Consider the following 17,713-nt stretch of genomic DNA (forward strand, 5'->3'; position numbering starts at 1 on the left):
CAGCACAAAAAAAAGCGCCGGGACATCCCGGCGCTGTTCATTGCACTTCCACGCTGATTATTTCTTCGGATACTTGACCGTCATTTCCTTCAGCAGGTTGTCGGCGCGGTCGACTTCCTTCATCACCCACAGCATGTAGCGGATGTCGACGTGGATCGCGCGCGTGATCCCGGTGTCGAAGTACCAGTCCTTGGTGATCGATTCATAGGTCGAATCGAAATTCAGGCCCACCAGTTCGCCGTGCTTGTTCATCACCGCGGAACCCGAGTTGCCGCCCGTGGTATCGGCGCTCGACAGGAAGTTCACCGGCACGGTGCCCAGCACCGGGTCCTTGAACTCACCGTAGCGCTTGCCCTTGATCGCGTCGAGCAGCGCCGCCGGCGCGATGAACGGGTCCTTGTTGGTCGCCTTTTCGACGATGCCTTCCACGGTCGTGAACGGACCTTTCACCAGGCCGTCGCGCGGGGAGTACGGCGACACGGTGCCGTAGGTCACGCGCAGCGTCGAGTTGGCGTCCGGGTAGACCGGCTTGCCCTGCGACTTCTTCCAGGCGATGACGGCCGCCATGTACTGCGGGATCACGCGTTCCAGGTTGCCGTCGATCTCGTTGCGGCGGTTCTCCAGCGTCATGCCGGTCTCGTGCAGGCGTACGGCCAGCTGGATGAAGGGATCGTTCGACTTGCGGAAGGCGTCCGCATCCTTGCCGATCCAGGCCAGGCGCTTGGCGGTATCGGCCAGTTCGGTGCCCTTGTACATCGCGTTCAGCGCGTTCGGCGGCGGCAGCAGGCCGTCCAGGCCCTGCGGGCGCACTTTCGTGTCGATGCGGGCATAGCGCGCCAGCGCGGCGCCCCAGCGGGCTTCGTCGACCTGGGACACGAAGGACTGCTCGAGGCGGGTCAAGCGTGCCTTGATGAAGGACAGGTCGCGCTCCTGGTAGCCGGCTTCACGCTGCGCGTCCGGCTTCTGGCGCTCCAGCGCCAGGCGGTACAGGGTGCGTGCGCTCTTGAGCAGGTCGCTGTGGGTCGCCTCGAGCCAGGCGGCTTCCTGGCGCGAGGCCGCCATGTCCTGGGCGATCACGCCATCCAGCTCGCCCAGCAGACCCTTGGCGCCCTTGCCGTTCTGCTTGTGCCAGGCGCGGAACTCGGCATCCTGCACGTCCTTGATCGCGGCGATGTCCTTGCGCGCAAAGCCGTCCAGCAGGCCCTGGGTCTTCTTCAACACGTTGTTCAGGCTCTTGGCCACGCTCGCATAGCGCACGTCCCAGGCCGGGTTGCCCATGGTGGCGGCCGAGATCACCGACAGGTCGGCGGTGATGCTGGCCACCTTGGCCGGGAAGTCGACGTCGCGCGCGAAGCGGATCTCGCTCGGCAGCTTGTAGCGGCTGGTGCGGCCCGGGTAGCCGGCCAGCAGGATCGGATCGCCGTTCTTCAGGCCTTCGGCGGAGACGACCAGGAAGTCCTTCGACTTGTAGGGCACGTTGTCCGGCGAGGGATCCGCTGGGCGACCGTCCTTGCCGACGTAGGCGCGCAGGAAAGCGTAGTCGCCGGTCTGGCGCGGCCATTCGTAGTTGTCGATGTCCCCGCCGAAGTTGCCGATGCGGTCGGACGGCGCATACACCAGGCGCACGTCGCGGATCATCAGCTGCTTGATGCGGTAGTACTCGAGGCCGCGATGGAAGGCCGGCACCGAGCAGCGAACCGATTTGTCGGTCTCGCATTCGGCCACCAGCGACTTGATGCGCGACGCCACCAGTTCGTGACGCTCGCGGCCCGACATCGTGGAGCTCAAGCCCTTCAGCACGCGCTCGGTGACGTTCTCGACCTTCTCGGTCACGTACACCAGGGTGTTCGGGCCGCCCGGCAGTTCCTCGGCGCGGTCCTTGGCCAGGAAGCCATTGACGATGTAGTTCTTTTCCGGGGTCGAGTTGCGCTGGATGGCGCCGTAGGCGCAGTGGTGGTTGGTGACCACCAGGCCCTCGGGCGACACGAAGGAGGCCGAGCAGCCGCCCAGCGAGACGATGGCGCTCATCGGATGCTTGGTCAGGTCGGCCAGTTTCTCGGCCGGCATGGCGATGCCGATGCGCTTGAGTTCGGATTTGAGTTGCGGCAGCTGGTGCGGTTGCCATTGGCCTTCATCGGCGACCGCGAGGCTCGCGGCGCCCATCAAGGCAACGGGCAGGACAAACGATTTGAACAAGATGAGACCCCGGGTGAATAAAAATGCACCCGACAGTATAGCTTTGTTACATATGCACGAGGTCGTTTTTTGGCGTAATGACAGGCTTCGTTGGCGCGCTGTTACATCGGGCGCCCGCTCGGCACCCAGTTACCGATCCGTTCGTACTGGGCGCGATACTGCGAGGCCAGGCAGGCCTCCAGGTCGGTCGACGGGATGCAGCGCGCGTCACGCTCCTGCAGCCACCGGCGCTGCAGTGCGCGCAGTTCGTCGCGGGCGCCAACGGTCGCGTGCCCATGGCGCACCTGCTTGACCAGCATCCCCAGCTCCAGGTCCTGCATCGACAACGAGGCATTGGCACACACCGCCTTCTCCATCCGCGTGGACGCCTTGCGGCAATCGAAAGAGGGGCCCGTGGACGATGGCCGGAAGTGCCCGGCTGGCGTGAAATGCGCGGCGGGCAGCGACGTCGTCTTTCCCGTGCGCGACACGAACTGGACCGAGACCGGGTTGATTTCAAGTTCGCGCAACCAGGCAGTCACCGCCAATTGCGCCGGTGCCGGTATCCGGCTCGCCTGCATGGCGTTGGAACCGAGCCGCAATTCGCCACCCGAGTAATAGGCGCCCAGGCCGATGCCCGTGCCGGCGTCGATCCAGAAGAATCCCTTGTCGGGGCAGGAATGCGCAACGCATCCGGAAACGGCCAGGTAGCGGCGTTGCGTGACGAGCACCGGGTCCGGCGGCCCCCCGATACCGCGCAGCACCTCACCCGACAGGGTCGCGGGAACGCGCGATGCAACCAGGCTCTTCGCACGGCGGTCCCAGACGAAGCTGTTGCTGGATTGTCCTTCGTAAGCCAGTACCCAGGCGGTGCGCTGGGTATCCGCTGGCGCCGCCGCGCCGGCCGCACCGGCGGCCAACACGAACGCCGCGGCCAGGGCGGTCGACTTCAAGGCATTGTACCGGCGGGCCGGGGTCGAACCGCACAGCATGGGATCTCCCGATGGTGGTCTGTTTCGCTGAGCGTCCATGATACCCCGGTTGCGTGGGTCCGGCACCACGCCGATGCGCCGAGCGCGCCCCGATATGTTTCGTACGCTGCATTGCGTGCGCGATGCTGTTACCTGTCTCGAACGGTCTTCGCACCGATTTACACCGATGTCCGCGTGATCGCGCAGTCAGCCGGGCAGTGGACGGACAAGGGCAAACGGAAAACGGGTGCGGAACAGCTTCCGCACCCGTCTGTTTGTCCTTGCAGCCGGTTACAAAGCCGCTACAAATCCCAGCGCGATCGACGCGTTCATGGCGAGTCGCACATGCAATGCGTCACCGCAGCGAAGGGCTTGCGGCCGTCGGCGACTTCCTTCAAAAAGGCCATGTCCTGCGCCACCTGAGCTACCGGGCCGCCAGGGAGCACCTCTTCCATCAAGCCGAGCTTGACCTGGATGTTGACGGCCTGCGCGGTCGAGGCGCCCATCATGTTCAGGAAGCGCTCGATGCGGCTGACCGGACGCTCGATATAGGCGACGCGGTAGTCCTCGCCCAGCTTGGCGCGCTTGGCGGCCGAGGCCAGCGCGTCGCGGTAGCCGCCCAGGCGGTCGACCAGGCCGCGTTCCTTGGCCTGGGCGCCGGTCCAGACACGGCCCTGCCCCACTTCGTCGATCTTCGCCGCGGTGGTCTTGCGTGCTTGCGCGGCCTTGGTCGTGAACTCGCTGTACACGTGGTTGATGCTGCTCTGTACCAGGGAGCTGAAGCGCGGGTCGATCGGGCGCAGCGGATTGTAGGCATCCGCCAGCCAGGTCGTGGTATAGCCGCCGGTATGGATGCCCAGCTTGTCGCTCACCTTCTCGGCGGTCGGCAGGATGGTGAACACGCCGATCGAGCCGGTGATGGTGGCCGGGTCGGCGATCACCTCGTCGGCCGCCATCGAGATCCAGTAGCCGCCCGATGCCGCCACGCTGCCCATCGACACCACCACCGGCTTGCCGGCGGCGCGCGTCAGTTCCAGCTCGCGCCGGATCAGTTCCGAGCCGTAGGCGCTGCCGCCAGGCGAGTCGACCCGCAGCACCACGGCCTTGACCTGCTCGTCCTCCCGCGCCTGGCGGATCAGGTTGGCGACCGTGATGCCGCCGACCACGCCCGGACCGCTCGTGCCTTCGGTGATGTTGCCCGAAGCGGTGATCACGCCCACGGCGTCGCCGAAGGGCCTGGGCTCGTGGCGCGCCAGGTAGTCCTGGTAGCCGACCTGGCGGAAGGACTTGATGCGCTCGTCCCAGGCGCCGCGCTTGGCCAGCATGTCGCGGATCTCGTCGCGGGTCTTGAGGCCGTCCACCAGCTTGGCTCCCAGGGCCACCCGGGCCGCGCTGCCGCCGGCCGCCTCCATCTGCTGCGGCAGGGTCTCGACCCATCTTGCCACGCTGCCTGCGGGGAGCTTGCGGTTCTTCTCGACCTGGGCCGTGTAGTCCTGCCACAAGGCGCTGTAGAGGAAGGCGTCCGCCTCTTGCGCCGCCTCGGACGGGCCGTTGGCGATGTAGGGTTCGGCGAAGCTCTTGTAGGTGCCGACCTTGATCAGGTTGACGGTCACGCCCAGCTTGTCGAGGGCGTCGCGATAATAATTGCGGCGCCCGCCGAAGCCTTCGATCAGCACCATGCCCATCGGGTGCACATAGACTTCGTCGGCATGCGACGCCACCAGGTAGCGCTTCTGGTCATAGGTGCCGCCCCAGGCCACCACCCGCTTGCCGGACGCCTTGACGCGGTCGATGGCGGCCCCGATCTCGCGCAGCTGGGCCAGGCCGCCGCCGTCCATCTGGTCGAGCAGCAGCACCACGGTGCCGATGTTCTTGTCCTTGCTTGCGGTATCCAGCACGCGCAGCAGGTCGCGCAGGCGCACGCTGCGCTTGCTGTCGCCGCCGACCGAGTCGAGCACGGTGTCCTGGAAGCTCGACTGGTACTGCTCGACCAGGTCGCCCTTCAGTTCCAGCACCAGGGCGGTCTTCTCGCCGATCGGCTTGACGCCGCCGGAGGTCGTGATCATCACGACGAGGATCACGAACAGCAGGAACAACAGGTTCATGAAGGTGCGGCGCGACACGTCGACCGCGTGCCACAGCATGCCGAAGGCGCGGCGCAGCGCACTCAGGGGTTTGAAAGCCATCGGAACTCCGTCTCCAGTCAATACATCATTAAGCCGTCACCGCGGCCGTACTCGCCTTCTCCTTCTGGGAGATGGCGAACAGGCCGGCAAACACGAGTATGCCATTTACCATGAGCAATTCCAGTCCCAAGCGGTAGGAACCGAGCAGGTGTTCCTGATTGTACTCAAGGAGCGCGCAAAGGATCGGCGCGCCAATCGTAATATACGGCACCAGGCGATCGGTCAGCGTCCGGCGCGTGAGCATGCCGAAGGCGAACAGGCCCAGCAGCGGACCGTAGGTATAGGCAGCCAGCTTGAGGATGACCACGATCATGCTCGGGTTGTCGGCCAGCTTGAAGCCCATCACCAGCAGCAGGAACAGCCCGGCGAAGCCCAGGTGCACGCGGCGGCGCAGTCCTTCCTTGGCTTCTTCGCTCAGGTCGGTGCGGCGCTTGATGCCGAGGATGTCGATGCAGAACGAGGAGGTCAGCGCCGTGATGGCGCCGTCCGCGCTCGGGAACAGCGCCGAGATCAGGGCGATCAGGAAGATGATCTGTACCGTGGCCGGGAGGTGGCCCATGACCACGGCCGGGAAGATCTTGTCGCCGGTGGCGCTCACACCGACGGTCGGCGCGTACAGGTACAGCAGGCCGCCCAGGAACAGGAAGCTCATGAGCACGACCACCAGCACGGCGGTCAGGGTCAGGAGGTTCTTCTGCGAATCCTTGAGCGTCTTGACGGAAATCGTCTTCTGCATCATTTCCTGGTCCATGCCGGTCATCGTGATCGTGATCAGGGCGCCGGCGACGATCTGCTTGAGCCAGAAGTTGGGGCTATCCAGGTCGTGCGTGAAGATCCTGGCCAGACCTTGCGACTGCATCTGGTTCAGGCTTTCCGGCACCGACATGTTCAGTTCGCCCAGCAGGATCCAGACGCAGGCGAACAGGCCGAACAGCATGGCGCTGGTCTGCAGGGTGTCGGTCCAGACGATGGTCTTCACGCCGCCCTTGTAGGTATAGAGCAGGATCATGCCAAGCACGACGAGAGTGCTGAGCCAGAACGGTACGCCGAGGCTGTCGAGGATGATCGCCTGCAGGATGTTCACCACCAGGTACAGGCGCGCGGTGGCGCCGAGCAGGCGCGAAACGATAAAGAAACCCGCCCCGCTCTGGTAAGCGCGCCGGCCGATGCGGACGTCGAGGTAGTGGTAGATCGAAGTCAGCTGCAGGCGGTAGTACAGCGGCAGTAGCAGGTAAGCCACGGCGATGTAGCCGATCACGTAGCCGATCAGGATCTGGGCATAGCCAAAGGCGTCGGCGCCGACCGCGCCCGGCACGCTCACAAAAGTCACGCCGGACAGCGTGGTGCCGACCATCCCGAAGGCGACCAGCATCCAGTTGCTGCTCTTGTTGCCGATAAAGAAGCTGTCGTTGTTGGCGTTGCGGGAGGTGGCCCAGGCCACGCCGAGCAGGAGCGCGAAGTAGCCGATGAGGATTGCGAAAAGGAGTGCCGGGGACATGGAATTCCAGTGGGGTTGTCGTTTCGCCCAGCAATATACACCTAAGCGATGCCACCGGGAACCAAGCCGGAATGCCGCAAGCTTGCCCTGCCATGCCTGGTGGTTATGCCTGGCAGGCTGGTTTTCCCCGCCCCCGCGTCCTTACGCTTCCTCGCCCTGCACCCGCTCGAACGGCCCGATGCAGGTATTCATCGACTCGTCGGCGCACATCAGGAACAGCGCTCCCGAGGGATGGAAGCGGATGTAGTTGGTGGCCTTCGTCCCCGGCTTCATGATGGCGCCCGCGCAGTCCTTCTTGCCGTTGTCCTTGACGACACGGTCTTCCAGACGATAGAAGCCCTTGGCGCTGGGCTTGGCGGGAATCTGGTATTCGCTTTCCGACACTTCCTCGGCGCTGGTGACGAGAGTGGTGCCGTCGGCGCGGAAGCGGTAGGTTTCCGAGCAGCCGAGGTCGGGCAGGCTGAGTTTCCAGATGCCGAGGATGGGATGGTCGGCCGGGGGCGCGGCCTGCGCACCGGACGGCACGGAAATCAAGGCAGACAACAATACGGCCCCAGTGAACACTGCGGCAGGCACACGCATGGCAGGCTCCTTCCCACGTTGCGACAGCCGGGCGGACGCCGCGGCAGGCCCGCGCATGCGGACGACGCCATTATTGCAGCGGCGGCGCGCACACGGCGCACGCGCCGCTCCACCGACTCTCGGCCGTAGGGTGCTCGGCTTGCCGAGCGCGCGTTCAAGCAGAAGTTGCTGAGCCGATGGGTCCGTTCCTGCGTGACGTGAACGCGCGGTCGGCGCAGCCGGCCTCCCTACCCACCTCAGCCATTCTCCGGCGTGGTTTTCGGCTTGGCTGGACGGCGGCCGCGTGGAGCGGCCTTGCGGGCCGGCGCCTTGTGGGCCGGGCGGGCAGACTTCTGGCGTGCCGGCTTGGCGTCGGCGTCGGCGTCGGCGTCGGCGTCGGCGTCGGCGTCGGCGTCGGCGTCGGCGTCGGCGTCGGCGTCGGCGTCGGCGTCGGCGTCGGCCAGCGTTGCATCACTGGTCACCTGCGCGGCATCCATGACGGCATCCGCTGCGCTGTCGAGCGCCACCGTCGGCGCGGGCTGCGCTTCCGGGCCCGGGTCGACGGCGATCGGCGCCTCTTGCGCTGCCTTCTTCGCGGCCGGCTTGCGCGGCGCGCGGCGGCGTTCCTTGGCAGGCGCCGGCGCCGGCTCCGCGGAGGCTTCCGGGGCCGGCGCTGCGGCTGCCGGCTCCGCCGGCGGCACTGCGGCTTCCTGCTCGACAGGCGCTTCCGGTGCTGTCTCTTCGGTGGCGTCCGGTGCCGGAGGCAGCTCGGCCGCCAGGGCAGCGTCCACTGCGGTCAGCTCGGGCACGGCGGGCGGCAGGTCGCGGCCTCTTCCACCGCGTCCGCCCCGTCCGCGCCGGCGCGGCTCCGCCTTGGCCTCTTGCGCTGCGATTTCCTCGCCTGCCTGCTCGACGGCTGCGCTGTCCTCGGCGGCCTGGGTCTCCGGTACCACGACCAGCTCCGGCGCCGGCATCGCGACCGGCGCAGCGGCGCTGCGGTAGACATAGGTGCCGGATTTCTCGTCGCGGCCGAAATCGAACAGGCCGCGCGCCTGGGCTTCTTCCAGCAGGTTGCCGAAGGTGCGGAAGCCGTAGAAGGTCTCGGAGAAGTCCGGGCGGCGGCGCTTCAGGGTGTCCTTCAGCAGCGAGGCCCAGATCTTGCCGGTGTCGCCGCGCTCGGATACGAGCGCATCGAAGGTCTCGACGACCATCTCGAGCGCCTGCGCCTTGCGCGCTTCCAGTTCTTCGCGGCGCTTGTCGTTGCTCGGGCGGCGTGCCGAAGGCTGGCCGCGGCGCGCATCGAGTTCTTCCTTGCGCTGGGCGGCGGCGCGCCGCACTTCACGCACCAGGTCGTCGTAGAAGATGAATTCGTCGCAGTTCGCCACCAGCAAGTCCGAGGTGGACTGCTTGACGCCCACGCCGATCACGCGCTTGGCGTTCTCGCGCAGCTTCGACACCAGCGGCGAGAAATCGGAGTCGCCCGAGATGATCACGAAGGTGTCGACGTGCGACTTCGTATAGCACAGGTCGAGCGCGTCGACCACGAGCCGGATGTCGGCCGAATTCTTGCCCGACTGGCGCACGTGCGGGATTTCGATCAGCTCGAAGTTCGCTTCGTGCATCGGGGCCTTGAAGGTCTTGTAGCGGTCCCAATCGCAATAGGCTTTCTTGACCACGATGCTGCCCTTGAGCAGCAGGCGTTCCAGCACGGGCTTGATGTCGAATTTTTCGTAGTTGGCGTCACGCACGCCGAGCGCGACGTTTTCGAAGTCGCAGAACACCGCCATGCTGATGTTGTCGGAGGAAGCCATGAAGTATTGCTTTCAGATAATAGTAGGACAAACTGACCGCGATTATACGCAACCCGCCCGATGAAGGCGTGGCGCGCGCTTACCCAGGAGCGATAGTCGAACACGATTCATTTCACAATGCTGCTTTTCAGATACCTTCGCTTATATCATCCCGGCTCCTCCACTCCCTGACCCGGAATCGACCCATGCCTGCGCCAGCCGTCTTCGAGTCAGCGTTCAACAGCTCGCCCAGCGGTGCCTACCTGCTCTCGCCCACACCGGATGCCGTCGTGCTGGCTGTGAACGACGCCTTCCTCAAGGCTTCGCGCCGCAAGCGCGAGGTACTGCGGGATGCGGCCGAACAGGTGACGCCGCTGGCGCGCGCCCGCCGTCACGACCTGTCGTTGGCGCTGCCGCAAGGCGCGGCCATGGTCATGGGCGACAAGAAACGGCTGGTGCAGGTGGTCGCCAACCTGCTCAACAATGCCGCCAAGTACACGCCGGAAGGTGGGCGACTGGCCGTGCACGGTCGTGCGGACAACGGGCACGCGTGCATCGAGGTGATCGACAACGGCATCGGGATGGCTCCGGAGCTGACCGGGCGCGTGTTCGATCTGTTCGCCCAGGCCGAGCGCAGTGTCGACCGCGCGATGGGCGGCCTCGGGCTGGGGCTGGCGCTGGTCAAGAGCCTGGTCGAACTGCACGACGGTTCGGTCGCGTGCTCGAGCCCGGGCGAGGGCCTGGGCAGCACCTTCTCCGTGTGCCTGCCCTGCCTGGGCCCGGACAGCGCAGCGGGGACGGCGTCCGACTTCCCTGTCACTGCCGAGGTCGCCAGCACGGCGGCGCCGCTGCGGGTCCTGGTCGTGGACGACAATGTCGACGCGGCCGTGACCCTCTCGATGGTGCTGGAGGCGGCCGGCCACGAGGCGCTGGTCGAGCATGGGGCCCTGGCCGCCCTCGATCGTGCGCGCAGGTCGGCGCCGCAGGTCTGCTTGCTCGACATCGGCCTGCCGGAAATGGACGGCAAGCAGCTGGCGCGCCGGCTGCGCGCCGATCCGGCCACGGCGGGCGCCCTGCTGGTGGCCGTCACCGGTTATGGCCAGGACGGCGAGCGCCAGCAGATCATGGCCGCCGGCTTCGACCACCACCTGGTCAAGCCTGTCGACATGGAGCGGCTCGAGGCGATCCTGGCCACTGCCTAGGCCGTCCCAACTCTCCCGTCGCGCTTGCGGCACCGGAAAGCCGGGCCCGCCCCCCCCGCCTCTTGCCCTTCCCTACCGGAACATCTGCGTCGGCCTGTGGCGCAGCCGCTCCGCCGGCGCGCGCGCCTGCAACTGCCGACGCGCGTCTGCGCCAGAGGAGACCGCGCCCTGGCCCTGGACGCCCGGCGCCCCGAGCTCGAGGACCGTGATCCGCTCGAACAGCTGGGTGGCCCTGCCGGTCGAATCCCTGACGCGGACGATGATGTTGTAGTCGCCGCTAGCCTTGTAGGTGTGGCTGGCGCGCACTTCGCCCTTGCCCCGGTATTCGCGCACCGGCACCGCCTGCGGACCGCTGCCGTCGCCCCAGTCGACCGTAGCGGTATGGGTGTCGCCCACGTTGCGGTCGCGGAAGGACAGCGTGATCCCGAGCGGCTGGTCGAGGCGCGGGTCGGCGTGCCGGATCGGCCCCAGCACCGGCGCATCGGTCCCGCCGCCATTGGCCCGCAGGAGCAGCACCCCGGCATTGGAATCGGCAATGATGTCGCCGTTGTTCGATACGGCGAGCCCCGAGGTCAGCACCAGGCCCGCCGGCGGGTCGAGCAGGCGCGTATTCAGGTCGGCCGCGCCGCCACGCGTCCAGCGATACGCGATGCGTTCGCCCGAGGCGCGATATCCCACCCCGACGACCACGCCATGATCGTTGAGGTCGTCGGCTTCGGATGCGTCAAGCCCGCGCGGGTGCAGGTCCACCAGTCCGCGCGCCCGGGAAAACAGGAAGGCGCGGGGTGTGCCATTGGCGTTGTCGCCATCCCTGCGGCCCACCACCTCGCCGAGCTCGTTCAGCTGGTGCGCGACGGTGCCTGCGCCGATACGTACTGCGCCTTTGCCCGGACTCCACAGGAATGCGCTGCGATTCCGGGTGTGAACGTCGAGCATCCCGGCGACCTCCCCGCGGTTGTTGTTGTATGAAGCGAATGCGAAGCGCTTGCCGAAGGCGCCGAGGTGCATCATCCGGCCTGCGGCATCCCAGGCCAGCAGATTCGGCTCCCCGCTCGCCCGGTCTCCCGACCCGACCGTGACGTTGTGGTCGTTGATGTCGCTGGCAAAGCTCTGGTCGATGCCTGCGGGGGCAGGCAGCGGGATCAGGCGGTTGGTGGCCGTCCAGCGCACGGCCCGGTTCGTGCCCCTCTCGGCCGAGAGGGCGGAATGTCCGATGATCTCCGAGCGGTTGTTGATGGCCGTGACGAAGGTGGAACCTTCGCTGCTCAGGCTCGGCAAGGGAACCAGGCCGCGCGACGCCGACCAGCGGAACGGCCGTAACGGGCCGCCCCGGGGCGCAGCGGGTTCGATGATGCTCGCCGAGAGGGCGACTTCGCCCTGTTCATTCAGGCCGCCAAAGCGGACCGATCCGCTGTTCGGCGGCGAAATATCGATCACGCGCCTACCGTCGAAGTAGCCCACCTTCAACAGGCCATCGAGTCCTTCGTATTCGAACACGGCCTGGCCGCGCGCATTGATGTCGGCGAAGTAGCCGACGGTTCCTCCTGAAAGATTGACGATGCCATAGACGTCCTTGCCCTGGCTGCCGGCTTTGTGCTGCTCCTGCTCCCCTGGCCTGGCTGTCGCATTGCCGCTGCCGACGCCATCGCTGGCATTCGCGGTGGCCACCGCCGTCGCCATCGCCACCATGCCTGTCATCATGGAAAACCGCCCGATCGAGAAAGTTCGCATGTCTGTCTCCGGTAGAGTGCTCATGCGCCTGCATGAGGCAGGACCAATGTAGGGCCCTGCCAGAGCGAACAGGACGAACTACCGCAAACGCGGACGACGGGTACGACGACGCGAACGGACTCCGCTATCAAAATGGATTGCGCATTGAACAGAGCTTTCAGCTAGGCGATGCCTGCGTTCATGAGAAGCGTTTACAAGCGCGCCAGTGTTGCCTCATCCGGCTCGCCATCGAAGTACTTGTCGATGCAGTCCTGGAAGACCGCTTCGTCCGGCGCAACATCGGCGAACAGGGTCATCGACGAGTGGAACTTGAGATCGTCGGGGTGGCCGAATATCTCTTCGGCCGACAGGCCCTCACGGCTAGCCACGCTGCCCGCGCACTCGCGCAGGCGCGCGCCCAGCACCGGATGCGCCAGGTAAGCCGCCGCTTCATCGGCCGATGCGATCGCATAGCGCTGCGCCATCTCGCTGCTGCCGAGCCCGGCGATCTGGGGGAAGATGAACCACATCCAATGGCTGCGCTTGCGGCCGGCGCGCAGTTCGGCGAGCACCGTGGCGTACACCGGCTCCTGGGCCTGGACGAATCGTTCCAGGTCAAATTCATTGTCCATTTTTCATCCTCCTGGTCGGACTAATGCTACAACTTTGAGATTATTTGCTAAAGTGCGTTCCATAGGACGCGCCAATGGACACCCATCACTTCTCTCTACTACTCGTGCGTGATATGCCGTACGGAAAATACAAGGGCAGCAAGATCGCCGACCTGCCGGGCCATTACCTGGGCTGGTTCGCGCGCGAAGGTTTCCCGCGCGGCGAACTGGGCCAGCTGCTGGCCCTGATGTACGAACTCGACCATAACAACCTGCGCAGCCTGCTCGACCCGCTTCGGACCCGCTGAGCGCCAGGCCCGCCGCCCATCCTGCGCAACAGCGTGGGGCGCCGCAGGCATGCTTGTCGGCTATACTGGCCGCCAAACAGTCTCTCCCGAATTCGATGGAAAACGAACACGCTCCCCTTGTACTGGTCGTCGAGGACGACGAGCACATCGCCCAGGTCCTGCGCTTCATGCTCGAGCGCCAGGCTTACCGCGTCGTCCACCTGGCCGACGGCCGCGTCGCGAGCGAGCACATCCGCAACGCCAGCGAGCGGCCCGGCCTGGTGCTGCTCGACGTCATGCTGCCCTACGTGGACGGGTTCGAGCTGGTGCAGCTCGCGCGCGAACGCAGCGACTGGGCCGGCGTACCGATCCTGATGCTCACTGCCAAGAATACCGAACGCGACACCGTGCGCGCCCTCGATGCCGGCGCCAACGATTTCGTCATCAAGCCCTTCCAGCCGAACGAACTGCTGGCGCGGGTACGCCGTTTCCTGAAGACGGGACCATGATCCCGAGCGCCCTGCCTGCAGGCGCCAGCGACCCTTTCGTCACCGCCGCCGTCTGGACCGGGACGGTCGCGCTCATCCTGACCCTGCTGCTGGCCCTGCAGATCGTGCTGCTGCGAATGGGACTGCGCCGGCGCGAGCGGCGCGCGGCGCGCGCCGTCGCCCGCTGGCGCCCGCTGCTGAACCAGGCCATCGTCGGTGAGGAACCGGAACTGCCGCCCCTGCGGAAAAGCGAACGCCTGCCCTTCCTGCACCTGTGGGCGCACCTGCAGGGTTCGCTGCGCGGCGAGGCCGGCGAAGCCCTGAACGACGTGGCGCGCCGGCTCGGCGTGGACCGGCTTGCACGCGGCATGCTGGCGCGCGGCGCCCGCGACGAACGCCTGCTGGCCGCCCTGGTGCTGGGGCACCTGCGCGACCGCGCCGCCTGGCCCGCGCTGCTACCGCTGGCCAGCGCCCCCGACAGCGTGCTGTCCCTCACCGCGCTGTGGGCCCTGGTGCGGGTCGATCCAGAGGCGGCGGCCGACTACCTGACGCCGCTGTTCATCGAGCGCGACGACTGGGCGCTGTCGCACGTGGCCGGCATCCTGCAACAGGCCAGCAGTCCGGTGGCGCAAGTGCTGGCGCGTATCCTGCCGCAACTGGCGGAGGAGCGCCTGCCGCGTGCGCTGCGCATCGCCGAATCCTTGCGGGTGAGCTTGCCGGCCGGGGTGCTGGCAGATGCCCTGCGCAGCCCGTCCAGCGCGGTGGTGATCGCCGCGCTGCGCGGGGTGCTCACGCCCGAGACGCTGGAAGACGTCCGCGCCCTGCTCGGCCACGAAGACTGGCAGGTGCGGGTGCAGGCGGCACGCGCCCTGGGCCGGGTGGGCCAGCGCGGCGACGCCGCCCGCTTGACCGCGCTGCTGGGCGACCCGCAATGGTGGGTACGCTACCGCGCGGCACAGGCGCTGCGCGAACTGCCGCTGCTGTCGCGCGCCGACCTGGAGGCGGTGCGCGCCTCGCTCAGCGACCGCTTCGCGCTCGACATGCTGGACCAGGTGCTGGCCGAGGAGGAAGCATGAACGAGCTTCACTGGGGACGGCTGCTGACCGACTTCATCACCTGGTTCGTGTTCTGCTACTTCATCGCGCTCAACGGCGGCTACCTGCTGCTGAACGCGATCGCCCTGCGCGCGCTGCGCATCAAGGGCCAGGAACTGTTCATCGCCGACCTGCCGCGCGCCTATTCCGGCCTGGAGCCGCCGGTGAGCATCCTGGTGCCGGCCTATAACGAGGAAGCGACCATCGCCGCCTCGATCCGCTCGATGCTGCAGCTCACCTACGCCGAGTTCGAAATCATCGTGGTCAACGACGGCTCGAAGGACGGCACGCTCGACGTGCTCAAGCGCGAGTTCGCCCTGCTGCCCTTCCCCGAGGCCTACAGGCGCCAGATCCCGACCGCCGAGGTGCGCGGCATCTTTCGCTCCACGCGCTACCCGAACGTACGCGTGATCGACAAGGTCAACGGCGGCAAGGCGGATTCCCTCAATGCCGCCATCAACGTGTCACGCTATCCGCTGGTGTGCGGGGTCGACGCCGATTCGATCCTGCAGCGCGACAGCCTTGCCAAGGTTACCGAGCCTTTCCTGCGCGACCCGACCGTGGTGGCGGCCGGGGGCACGGTGCGGGTGGCCAACGGCTGCACGGTCAGCGGCGGTTTCCTCACCAGCGTCGGCCTGCCGAAGAACATCTGGGCCCTGTTCCAGGTGGTCGAATACCTGCGCGCCTTCCTGTTCGGGCGGCTCGGCTGGTCGTCGATGAACGGCATGCTGATCATCTCCGGCGCCTTCGGCGTGTTCCGCAAGGACGCCGTGGTGCTGGCGGGCGGCTACCGGCGCGACACCATCGGCGAGGACATGGAACTGGTGGTGCGCATGCACCGCCTGCTGCGGGAGAAACGCCAGCCCTACCGCATCGAGTTCGTCCCGGACCCGGTGTGCTGGACCGAGGCGCCCGAGGACTACCGCACGCTGAAGAACCAGCGCATCCGCTGGCAGCGCGGGCTGGCCGAGAGCCTGAACGCCAACTGGGGCCTGCCTTTCTCGCGCAACGGCGGCGTGCCGGGCTGGGTGGCCTTCCCCTTCATGCTGCTGTTCGAGTGGCTCGGGCCCCTCGTGGAACTGGGCGGCTATGTCTTCATGACCTGGGCCTTCTTCACGGGGATGATCTCCTGGGAGGCCTTCGGCGCCTTCCTGTTCGTCGCCATCGGCATGGGCATCCTGCTGTCGGCCTCCGGCCTGCTGCTGGAAGAGATGTCCTTCCACATCTACCCGCGCGGCAAGCAGCTCCTGATGCTCGGATTGGTGGTGATCCTGGAGAATTTCGGCTACCGCCAGCTCAATACCGTCTGGCGCCTGACCGGGCTGTGGCGCTGGGCGATGCAGAAGGAGTCGAGCTGGGGCACCATGAAGCGCAAGGGGTCTTGGCAAAGCCAGGACGGCCAGACCCCGGCCGGCAAATGAGCGCAGGTACCTTCCCATCGCGGCTACACTGAACGCCATGTCACGGCTTGCCCTACTTTTCCTGTTGTCGATGAGCGCTCCCGCCCACGCCGCCTTCCTGCACCTCTGTCCCGCGGCGTCGGCACCTGGCGGCGCCCTTTCCGCCAAGGCCCTGGGGCCCGGAGGCAAGGAACTGCGCTTCGTCGTCACCGGCGCGGCCACGCTGCCCGGCTGCCGCTCGCTGGACCTGGGGGCTGCCCAGGTCGAGGCCCTGCATGTGCTGGGGCCGACGGCAACACCGACCACCACCATCCTGCTGCAGGGCGACGACAAGGACGGGCGCTTCGCCGTCAGCGAGCAGACCCTGGTGCCGGACGGCGGCGGCAACGAACCCGCGGCGCCCGAGCCGATGCCGCTGCGCACCAACCTGCTGGCCGCGATGCAGGTGCGCCCCTACGGTGTCGAAGAGCGCGTGCAGGCGCGCCTGGACCGGGGCCGCCTGCGCATCGACTGCCGCGCCGGCGCACGCCCGGCCGGCGTCCTGCTCACCGGCCCCTGGACCATCCCGCGCCTGCGTGCGAGCCTGAAGGCCACCTATTCCGGCAAGGGAAGGTTCGCGTGGCAGGCAGCGGACGCGGCCCAGGCCGCGCGCGAATCCGCCCTCGGGATGGGCCAGATTTCCGCGGGCGCCGGCACTGCGTCCCTGCTTCTACCGGCCGGTCTCGACCGGACCAACTGGCGCCACTTCGCGCTGGCCTGCCCGGCCGCCGGCGGCACCCTGGCGCTCGACGCGCTCACGCTCGAACCGGATGTGCCAGTCGTCGCGCCGCGCTCGACCTGGATCTGGGACCGCAGCGCGTGGCTCGAACGCGGCGACGAGCTGCTCGACTGGGCCGTGCGCGAACGCCTCGGCGAACTGTTCATCGTGGTGCAGCTCGAAGAAGGCCGGGTCAAGGACCCGGACGCCCTGGCGGCGTTTGTCCGCCACGCGCGCCGGCGCGGCATCGGCATCAGCGCGGTGGAAGGCGACCCGCACATGGTGCTGCCGCTTGAACGCGCCGCCACCGCCGCGCGCGCGCGCGCCTACGCCGCCTACAATGCCGCGGCCGAGCCGGCGGCGCGCTTGCGGGGCATCCAGTTCGACATCGAACCCTACCTGCTGCCCGAGCACGTGCTGCCGGCCGCACGCCTGGACGGGGAATACGTGGCCACCCTGGCGGCGCTGCGCGAGGCGGCGGGCGACATGCCGCTCGAATTCGTCGTACCCTTCTGGTGGGGCGGCAGGCAGGAGGTGCTGGACGCCCTGGCGCGCCATGCGGACGCGGTCTCGGTGATGGACTACCGCACCGATCCGGGCCAGATCCTCCGCTTTGCCGTTCCCTTCCTCGACTGGGGGGCGACCAACGGCAAGCGCGTGCGCATCGCACTGGAGGCGGGCCCGCTGCCGCTTGAAACCCAGCGCCGCTACCTCCGCACCCAGGACGGCGGCGCGGGCGACATGCTGCTGTTCACGGTCGAGGACCAGCAGGTGCTGGTATTGCTGCGCCAGCCAATGGCGCATCCGCGTGCCGCGCCCTACAGACTGGTGGACACCCGCCGCATCGACGGTTCCGCCACCACCTTCCACAAGGACAAGGACGCGCTGCGCGCGCTGCTGCCCCGCCTGGAGGCCGATTTCGGCGCCTGGCCGGGTTTCGCCGGCATCGCCCTGCACGAAATCCGCTGAGTCGCGGCGCCTGG

14 protein-coding genes are annotated in these 17,713 nt (G+C 67.2%); 6 read left to right on the forward strand and 8 right to left on the reverse strand.

Annotated elements, in window-relative coordinates; translation table 11 throughout:
* Nucleotides 1–57: 57 nt before the first annotated feature.
* The 6 genes from MA09_RS12730 to MA09_RS12755 all read right to left on the reverse strand — a co-directional run bounded on the left by MA09_RS12730 (nucleotide 58) and on the right by MA09_RS12755 (nucleotide 9,202).
* Nucleotides 58–2,196, reverse strand: coding sequence for a S46 family peptidase (locus tag MA09_RS12730; RefSeq protein WP_036248992.1), 2,139 nt, complete (start codon nucleotides 2,194–2,196; stop codon nucleotides 58–60).
* A 101-nt stretch (nucleotides 2,197–2,297) separates the two neighbouring features.
* Nucleotides 2,298–3,167 (reverse strand): lysozyme inhibitor LprI family protein, encoded by an 870-nt coding sequence (locus MA09_RS12735; RefSeq protein ID WP_051933406.1) that lies wholly within the window; start codon nucleotides 3,165–3,167, stop codon nucleotides 2,298–2,300.
* Between the two features lie 308 nt (nucleotides 3,168–3,475).
* On the reverse strand, nucleotides 3,476–5,332 hold the full coding sequence (sppA, locus tag MA09_RS12740) for a signal peptide peptidase SppA (RefSeq protein WP_036248994.1): 1,857 nt from the start codon (nucleotides 5,330–5,332) through the stop codon (nucleotides 3,476–3,478).
* 28 nt (nucleotides 5,333–5,360) lie between these two features.
* Complete coding sequence (locus tag MA09_RS12745) at nucleotides 5,361–6,830, reverse strand: sodium:solute symporter (RefSeq protein WP_036248996.1); 1,470 nt, start codon at nucleotides 6,828–6,830, stop codon at nucleotides 5,361–5,363.
* 141 nt (nucleotides 6,831–6,971) lie between these two features.
* Nucleotides 6,972–7,412, reverse strand: a complete 441-nt coding sequence (locus MA09_RS12750) for a hypothetical protein (protein ID WP_036248998.1) — start codon at nucleotides 7,410–7,412, stop codon at nucleotides 6,972–6,974.
* Between the two features lie 236 nt (nucleotides 7,413–7,648).
* Nucleotides 7,649–9,202, reverse strand: coding sequence for an NYN domain-containing protein (locus MA09_RS12755; RefSeq protein ID WP_036248999.1), 1,554 nt, complete (start codon nucleotides 9,200–9,202; stop codon nucleotides 7,649–7,651).
* Between the two features lie 185 nt (nucleotides 9,203–9,387).
* Between MA09_RS12755 and MA09_RS12760 the strand changes: the two genes are divergently transcribed.
* Complete coding sequence (locus MA09_RS12760; protein WP_051933407.1) at nucleotides 9,388–10,383, forward strand: ATP-binding protein; 996 nt, start codon at nucleotides 9,388–9,390, stop codon at nucleotides 10,381–10,383.
* A gap of 72 nt (nucleotides 10,384–10,455) precedes the next feature.
* Here the strand turns inward: MA09_RS12760 and MA09_RS12765 are convergent, their stop codons facing one another.
* Nucleotides 10,456–12,114 carry a PKD domain-containing protein gene (locus MA09_RS12765; RefSeq protein WP_152594644.1) on the reverse strand — a complete coding sequence of 553 codons (1,659 nt, stop codon included), beginning with the start codon at nucleotides 12,112–12,114 and terminating at the stop codon, nucleotides 10,456–10,458.
* Nucleotides 12,115–12,305: 191 nt separating this feature from the next.
* Complete coding sequence (locus MA09_RS12770) at nucleotides 12,306–12,725, reverse strand: DUF1810 domain-containing protein (protein WP_036249001.1); 420 nt, start codon at nucleotides 12,723–12,725, stop codon at nucleotides 12,306–12,308.
* A gap of 74 nt (nucleotides 12,726–12,799) precedes the next feature.
* Between MA09_RS12770 and MA09_RS12775 the strand changes: the two genes are divergently transcribed.
* From MA09_RS12775 to MA09_RS12795, 5 genes are all read left to right on the forward strand, one after another.
* Complete coding sequence (locus MA09_RS12775; RefSeq protein WP_036249003.1) at nucleotides 12,800–13,012, forward strand: DUF3820 family protein; 213 nt, start codon at nucleotides 12,800–12,802, stop codon at nucleotides 13,010–13,012.
* Between the two features lie 95 nt (nucleotides 13,013–13,107).
* Nucleotides 13,108–13,500 (forward strand): response regulator transcription factor, encoded by a 393-nt coding sequence (locus MA09_RS12780; RefSeq protein ID WP_036249004.1) that lies wholly within the window; start codon nucleotides 13,108–13,110, stop codon nucleotides 13,498–13,500.
* Nucleotides 13,497–14,555 carry a HEAT repeat domain-containing protein gene (locus MA09_RS12785; RefSeq protein ID WP_036249005.1) on the forward strand — a complete coding sequence of 353 codons (1,059 nt, stop codon included), beginning with the start codon at nucleotides 13,497–13,499 and terminating at the stop codon, nucleotides 14,553–14,555. Before MA09_RS12780 ends, MA09_RS12785 begins: the two co-directional genes overlap by 4 nt.
* Entirely contained in the window at nucleotides 14,552–15,994 is a 1,443-nt protein-coding gene (locus tag MA09_RS12790) for a glycosyltransferase family 2 protein (protein WP_051933408.1), read from the forward strand. Before MA09_RS12785 ends, MA09_RS12790 begins: the two co-directional genes overlap by 4 nt.
* Nucleotides 15,995–16,031: 37 nt before the next feature.
* Nucleotides 16,032–17,699: a hypothetical protein gene (locus MA09_RS12795; RefSeq protein ID WP_161783219.1), complete on the forward strand. Its 1,668-nt coding sequence runs from the start codon at nucleotides 16,032–16,034 to the stop codon at nucleotides 17,697–17,699.
* The last annotated feature ends 14 nt before the right edge of the window (nucleotides 17,700–17,713 follow it).

The organism is Massilia sp. BSC265 (assembly GCF_000740675.1).
Taxonomy (GTDB): domain Bacteria; phylum Pseudomonadota; class Gammaproteobacteria; order Burkholderiales; family Burkholderiaceae_D; genus Telluria.

Bases quoted from the DNA above. Each gene is read 5' to 3' on its own strand.
- MA09_RS12755 (WP_036248999.1), bottom strand. From the start codon at position 9,202: ATGGCTTCCTCCGACAACATCAGCATGGCGGTGTTCTGCGACTTCGAA.
- MA09_RS12750 (WP_036248998.1), bottom strand. From the start codon at position 7,412: ATGCGTGTGCCTGCCGCAGTGTTCACTGGGGCCGTATTGTTGTCTGCC.
- MA09_RS12775 (WP_036249003.1), top strand. From the start codon at position 12,800: ATGGACACCCATCACTTCTCTCTACTACTCGTGCGTGATATGCCGTAC.
- MA09_RS12760 (WP_051933407.1), top strand. From the start codon at position 9,388: ATGCCTGCGCCAGCCGTCTTCGAGTCAGCGTTCAACAGCTCGCCCAGC.
- MA09_RS12795 (WP_161783219.1), top strand. From the start codon at position 16,032: ATGTCACGGCTTGCCCTACTTTTCCTGTTGTCGATGAGCGCTCCCGCC.
- MA09_RS12765 (WP_152594644.1), bottom strand. From the start codon at position 12,114: ATGCGAACTTTCTCGATCGGGCGGTTTTCCATGATGACAGGCATGGTG.
- sppA (WP_036248994.1), bottom strand. From the start codon at position 5,332: ATGGCTTTCAAACCCCTGAGTGCGCTGCGCCGCGCCTTCGGCATGCTG.
- MA09_RS12745 (WP_036248996.1), bottom strand. From the start codon at position 6,830: ATGTCCCCGGCACTCCTTTTCGCAATCCTCATCGGCTACTTCGCGCTC.
- MA09_RS12790 (WP_051933408.1), top strand. From the start codon at position 14,552: ATGAACGAGCTTCACTGGGGACGGCTGCTGACCGACTTCATCACCTGG.
- MA09_RS12785 (WP_036249005.1), top strand. From the start codon at position 13,497: ATGATCCCGAGCGCCCTGCCTGCAGGCGCCAGCGACCCTTTCGTCACC.
- MA09_RS12770 (WP_036249001.1), bottom strand. From the start codon at position 12,725: ATGGACAATGAATTTGACCTGGAACGATTCGTCCAGGCCCAGGAGCCG.
- MA09_RS12780 (WP_036249004.1), top strand. From the start codon at position 13,108: ATGGAAAACGAACACGCTCCCCTTGTACTGGTCGTCGAGGACGACGAG.
- MA09_RS12735 (WP_051933406.1), bottom strand. From the start codon at position 3,167: ATGCTGTGCGGTTCGACCCCGGCCCGCCGGTACAATGCCTTGAAGTCG.